The following is a 5,002-nucleotide window of genomic DNA, read 5'->3' as shown; positions in this document are numbered from 1 at the left end:
TTATTCACGAACTTCGTAAATAATTCCATATGTAGGGTATTCGCGAAACTTTTGAACTATCCTGCCCATTCGTAATGAAAACAAGGAGCAGCTGCCGAGGCAAACTACTCCTTGTTTGATTGAACTATCGTTTCCCGTTAGCTTAATAAATTGGTATACAATAATTGAATAACAAACCCATACCTAATGTTCCCCCTCTCAGGGCACGTCAAAGAGTTTATCAGGATCGACTTAAAAATTTATAATCACCTTCCCTTTTGGACGCCCAGTAGCGACCTGTTCTAATGCTTCATTTATTTCTCCTATAGTAAATCTTTTATGATGAAGCGGTGGAACAATGTTGTATTCTTCAATTACTTTTGTTATTTCCCTTAATTGTGAACCGTCAGAGCGAACGAAGAGAAATCGATATTCCACTTCATGCTTCTTGGCTTTGTTGTCGTATTTTGCGCCAGCAAGCGTAAAAAGTTTCTGTTTCCACCAAGGAAAGTTATTATTTTCGGCGAATTGTTTATTGGGCCCTGTACGGAGAGAGAGCAACTTACCTCCGGGTTTAATGATTTTTAATTCATTATCAAATTCTTTTACTCCTAAGGTATCTATTACATAATCGACCTTAGACACCACGTCAACGTAGTTTTCCTTGGTGTAATCTATATATTGGTCCGCACCAATTTCAAGAGTACGTCCGCGTGCTTGCGAGTTCCCACTAACAATAACATGTAAACCCATTGCCCTTGCAATTGGGACGGCCATCTGACCAAAGCTACCCGATCCACCTGGGATAAAAACGGATTCACCTGGTCTTGCCTCTAGTTCCTCATGTAAGCCCTGATAAGCTGTAAGTCCAGTCAACGCTGCAGCAGCAGCTTCTTCATAGGATAAATTTTTTGGCATAGGTGCAATTGCAGCAGCGTCAATTGCAGCATATTCCGCAAAAGCACCAATTTTTTTGAGTGGTAGACGTGTGTAAATCTTATCTCCTGTATAATAACCCTTCACATTTTTACCTACTTTTTCAATAACTCCGGCCAATTCATTACCAAGTGTTAATGGAAGTTCATAATCTTGAATCAACTTCACACTACCTGTAAGAATTAACATTTCGAGAGGATTAACTGCTGCAGATTTTACTCTTACCAAAACTTCGTTATCGTCGATTTCAGGAATTGGAATTTCGTTAACTTGAACTTGAATTTGTTTTGAGTACTTGTTTATTTGTGCTGCCTTCATATGTGTGTTCACTATAATCAGCATCCTTCCGCTAGTGAATATGGTTAGTTTTTGTGTTAGAAAGAATCATGGCGTACAATTTTGTGTTGTACGCCAGTTCATCATGATTTTATTGCTCGTATTTACTTACTCCTGTTGTAATTTTAATTCTTCCATAGAAGGATAATCTGTATAACCCAAGCTTCCGTTACCCGCATATAATGTATTAGGTTCAACATCATTTAATGGATAACCATTTTTAAGTCGGTCAACTAAATCCGGATTAGCTAAGGACCAAATACCGACTGGGACTACGTCAGCAACTCCATTATCGAGATCCACACTAATATCTTCAAGTGCTCTTCCTGCTCGATTGACCAATAATGAGTTTGTCCAAATTGAACGAATCTCACGAAGCAGTTTTTCGTTCCCTAAATGCATAACATGGAGATATGCTAGATTATGTTTAGCTAATTCTTTTACAAGATACTGATATACTTCAGGTCCTTGTTCTCCTTCATCAATGCCTCCAAGAGGTGTTCCTGGTGAAATACGAAACCCGGTTCTTTCAGGCCCAATTTCTTCAACGACTGCTTTTGTAACCTCAATTGCAAAGCGAGCACGATTCTCCACAGTTCCACCGTATTTATCGTCTCGTTTATTTGAATTTTCGCCAATGAATTGATTGATTAAATAACCGTTAGCTCCATGAATTTCAACCCCATCAGCACCGGCTTTAATTGCTGCTGCTGCTGCTTTACGAAAGTCTGCAATCGTATTTTGAATGTCTTCTTCACTTAGCTCTCGTGGGGCAGGTATTTCCTGCATCCCTTTACTAGTAAACATTTCTGCGCCAGGCGCAATGGCAGATGGTGCAACTGCTTGACGATGATGCGGAGTATTGTCAGGATGGGACATACGTCCCACATGCATCAATTGTATAAACATATATCCACCCGCATCATGCACAGCATTCGTAACCTTTTTCCAACCTTCTATATGCTTATCAGTATATATACCAGGTGAATTTAAATAACCTTGTCCATCCTCAGAAGGCTGTGTACCTTCACTAATAATTAATCCCATAGATGCTCTTTGAGAATAATAAAGAGGACTTAGTTCTCCTGGCGTACCATCTTCTTGCGCTCTGCTACGTGTCATTGGAGCCATCGCTAATCGATGGGGTAATTCCATATTGCCAACTTTCGTTTTGCTCCATAGTTTCTCCATTTAAAAAATTCCTCTCTTTGTATGAAGTTTATTTATTGACTCCAATGTGATGTGTTTTATGATCGCTCTTAGCCTGTGCGTATCTGACTCCACTTGTCATCATCTTGCGAGGCAGCAATCGAGGTAAAAAAGCCATAAATTTGTTTCTTCCCCCTGTTACGATTACAGTCTTGCCGCGCAAGAATTCGCGATATCCTATGTCAGCCACCCGTTCAACCTCCATTACGCCGCTTCTAAACAGCTTTGAAGTAGCTAGTCCAGCACGATCGACAAATCCAGTCGCTGTCGGTCCCGGACAGAGTGCAGAAACAGTCACTCCTGTGCCACGCAGCTCATTCTCCAAGGCCTCAGTGAACGATAATACGTACGCTTTAGTTGCATAGTAAACTGCCATCAGTGGTCCAGGAAAAAAACCCACCAACGAAGCCACATTCAGCACGCCTCCTTGGTGCCGTTTGACCATATCCGGTAAGAACACTTTAGTCATTACAGTCAGAGCTTTGATATTAATGTCAATCATATTTGTTTCTTGCTCTAACGGTGTATCCAAGAATTTCCCATATAAGCCGAAACCTGCATTATTAACAAGAACGTCGATGATGATTTCTTTTTCTTTAAGCTCCCTGTAGATTTCCTCTGCCACGCCAGGTAACGCAACATCTTTGGCGATATATGTCGTATGAACACGGTACTTTTCCTGATACTCCCTCGCGAGATCCACAAGCTTATCCTCGCTGCGAGCGACCAACACTAAGTTGTATCCGTCTTTAGCAAAACGATCTGCCAGCTCTTTTCCAATTCCACCCGATGCTCCGGTAATGAGTACAGTTTTTGCCATCATTTAAGCTGTGGGTAAATAGCAGCTATACCACCAGCGAGAGCATGCTGGATTTGACGGCTCGGTTCATCAGCAAGAATCTCAAAGCTATCGGACTCTATTCCATCAATTGCAATTTTTGCAATATCAGCGGGGTTGGATTTCGGAACTTCTATACCTGATGTCATATCTGTATCCATAAAGCCCACATGCAAGCCTGCTACTCTCACATTTTGAGGATAGAGATTTAAGCGCAACTCGTTCGTCATTGCCCATTCAGCCGCCTTGGCAGCCGAATAAGCTCCTTCGCCCCCTCCAGTGCTAAACCATGATAATGCGGAGAGAATGTTCAGAATTGATCCCCCACCATTTTTAATAAGAATTGGTGCAAAATTCCGAATCATAGATAATGAGCCAAAGAAGTGCGTATTAAATTCCAACTGTATCTGATCAAGATCACCGTTAAGTAAAGTCGCACCTGTGGCCGATCCTGCATTGTTAATCAGAAGCGTAACATCTTGAGCCATCAAAGCAGCTGCTTCAACCTGTTGTAGGTTAGTAATATCAAGTTTTACTGGTATAGCACCCGGAATATCAATGGTCTCTGGATTTCTAGCACCTGCATAAACTTTGGCTCCTCTCGATAGTAATTCAAGTGCTAGATGACGACCAAAACCTCGGTTTGCTCCTGTGACAAATGCCACTTGTTCTGATATTTTCATTTTAATAACTCCTTTATCTCGGTTTGAATTTTAGTTTAGGGAGAAGTATTTTATTAAAGGAGAATGATCGTTCTAATAACTATAAAAAATGAAGGAAGATTCATTTATCTTACAAATGTAGATTATAGCAAGCTTTTTGAGAATGATCATTCTAGAAAAAGTATAATCGATCACGATTATGCCTTGTTTAAGTCTAGGCTCACTGTTCGAGACATCAAGCGTAATTACTCATATAAAAGTTTAAGGGATACTTCGGCTATTCGATGTAATTTCTCTTTGGGCATCGAAGTCCTAGTCATTACTCTTAGCCCTACACAAACCGTATGCAAGTGTTCGGCAAGTTCATCAGCATTATTTGCTGTGCTAAACTCGCCATTCCGCTGCCCCCATATAATAATATCTTTGAGCAATTGCTCAGATATTTTAAAAGATTCAGTGGATTTCGAATCAACATCAGCATCACGCATTGCCAATTCCACGGCTGAATTAACCATTAAACAACCCGACGGAGAATCTTCTTCACCATATATCATGTAGTCAAAGATAAGCTGAAGTGCCTCTGTCGCGGTATCAGAGCGTTTAACTTTACCCGTAAGCCCAGCATCCACTTTATTGTGAAAACGATCCATCGCTTTCAAAAATAGTGAATGCTTGTCGCCAAATGTGTCATATATGCTTCTTCTGTGAATCCCCATATGTTCTACAAGGTCACTCATAGATGTTTTTTCATAACCCTGTTCCCAAAAAAGCTTCATTGCTTTATCTAACACTACATTCTCTTCAAATTCTTTATTTCTTGCCATTCTAGTCCCCCCTGAAAAAAACATAACATATTGAGAACGATCAGTAAAGAAAAGAAACTATAATTCAATTAATTGTCACTTTTTTTATTAAACTAACCTGCCCGTTAGCTTAATGAGAAAGCTGTAATATTTATTAGATATTTATTAGATATCTATCTAATCGGTAATAGGTACATGTTCTTGTCCATTCCGGCAATCGGTACATGTTCTTGTCCTTG

General features: G+C 40.2%; 5 protein-coding genes. All 5 read right to left on the bottom strand.

The annotated features are described in order from the left end of the window. Positions 1–231: 231 nt before the first annotated feature. Positions 232–1,245: an NADP-dependent oxidoreductase gene (locus BK126_RS28605; RefSeq protein ID WP_076315805.1), complete on the bottom strand. Its 1,014-nt coding sequence runs from the start codon at positions 1,243–1,245 to the stop codon at positions 232–234. 114 nt (positions 1,246–1,359) lie between these two features. Continuing rightward, positions 1,360–2,442, bottom strand: a complete 1,083-nt coding sequence (locus BK126_RS28600; RefSeq protein ID WP_076315804.1) for an alkene reductase — start codon at positions 2,440–2,442, stop codon at positions 1,360–1,362. Positions 2,443–2,470: 28 nt separating this feature from the next. Then, positions 2,471–3,283 (bottom strand): SDR family NAD(P)-dependent oxidoreductase, encoded by an 813-nt coding sequence (locus BK126_RS28595; protein WP_076315803.1) that lies wholly within the window; start codon positions 3,281–3,283, stop codon positions 2,471–2,473. Next, positions 3,280–3,981, bottom strand: coding sequence for an SDR family oxidoreductase (locus BK126_RS28590; RefSeq protein ID WP_076315802.1), 702 nt, complete (start codon positions 3,979–3,981; stop codon positions 3,280–3,282). The genes BK126_RS28595 and BK126_RS28590 overlap by 4 nt, the downstream gene beginning before the upstream one ends. 224 nt (positions 3,982–4,205) lie before the next feature. Beyond that, the gene (locus BK126_RS28585) at positions 4,206–4,784 is read right to left on the bottom strand and encodes a TetR/AcrR family transcriptional regulator (RefSeq protein ID WP_076315801.1); all 579 of its coding nucleotides are present in this window, start codon (positions 4,782–4,784) and stop codon (positions 4,206–4,208) included. Between the last annotated feature and the right edge of the window lie 218 nt (positions 4,785–5,002).

It is taken from the genome of Paenibacillus sp. FSL H7-0326, from assembly GCF_001955535.1.
Taxonomy (GTDB): Bacteria; Bacillota; Bacilli; order Paenibacillales; family Paenibacillaceae; genus Paenibacillus; species Paenibacillus shunpengii.
Note: the sequence above shows the minus strand (reverse complement) of the source record. Positions and strands in the feature narration are given on the sequence as shown.

Bases quoted from the DNA above. Each gene is read 5' to 3' on its own strand.
- BK126_RS28585 (WP_076315801.1), bottom strand. From the start codon at position 4,784: ATGGCAAGAAATAAAGAATTTGAAGAGAATGTAGTGTTAGATAAAGCA.
- BK126_RS28590 (WP_076315802.1), bottom strand. From the start codon at position 3,981: ATGAAAATATCAGAACAAGTGGCATTTGTCACAGGAGCAAACCGAGGT.
- BK126_RS28595 (WP_076315803.1), bottom strand. From the start codon at position 3,283: ATGATGGCAAAAACTGTACTCATTACCGGAGCATCGGGTGGAATTGGA.
- BK126_RS28600 (WP_076315804.1), bottom strand. From the start codon at position 2,442: ATGGAGAAACTATGGAGCAAAACGAAAGTTGGCAATATGGAATTACCC.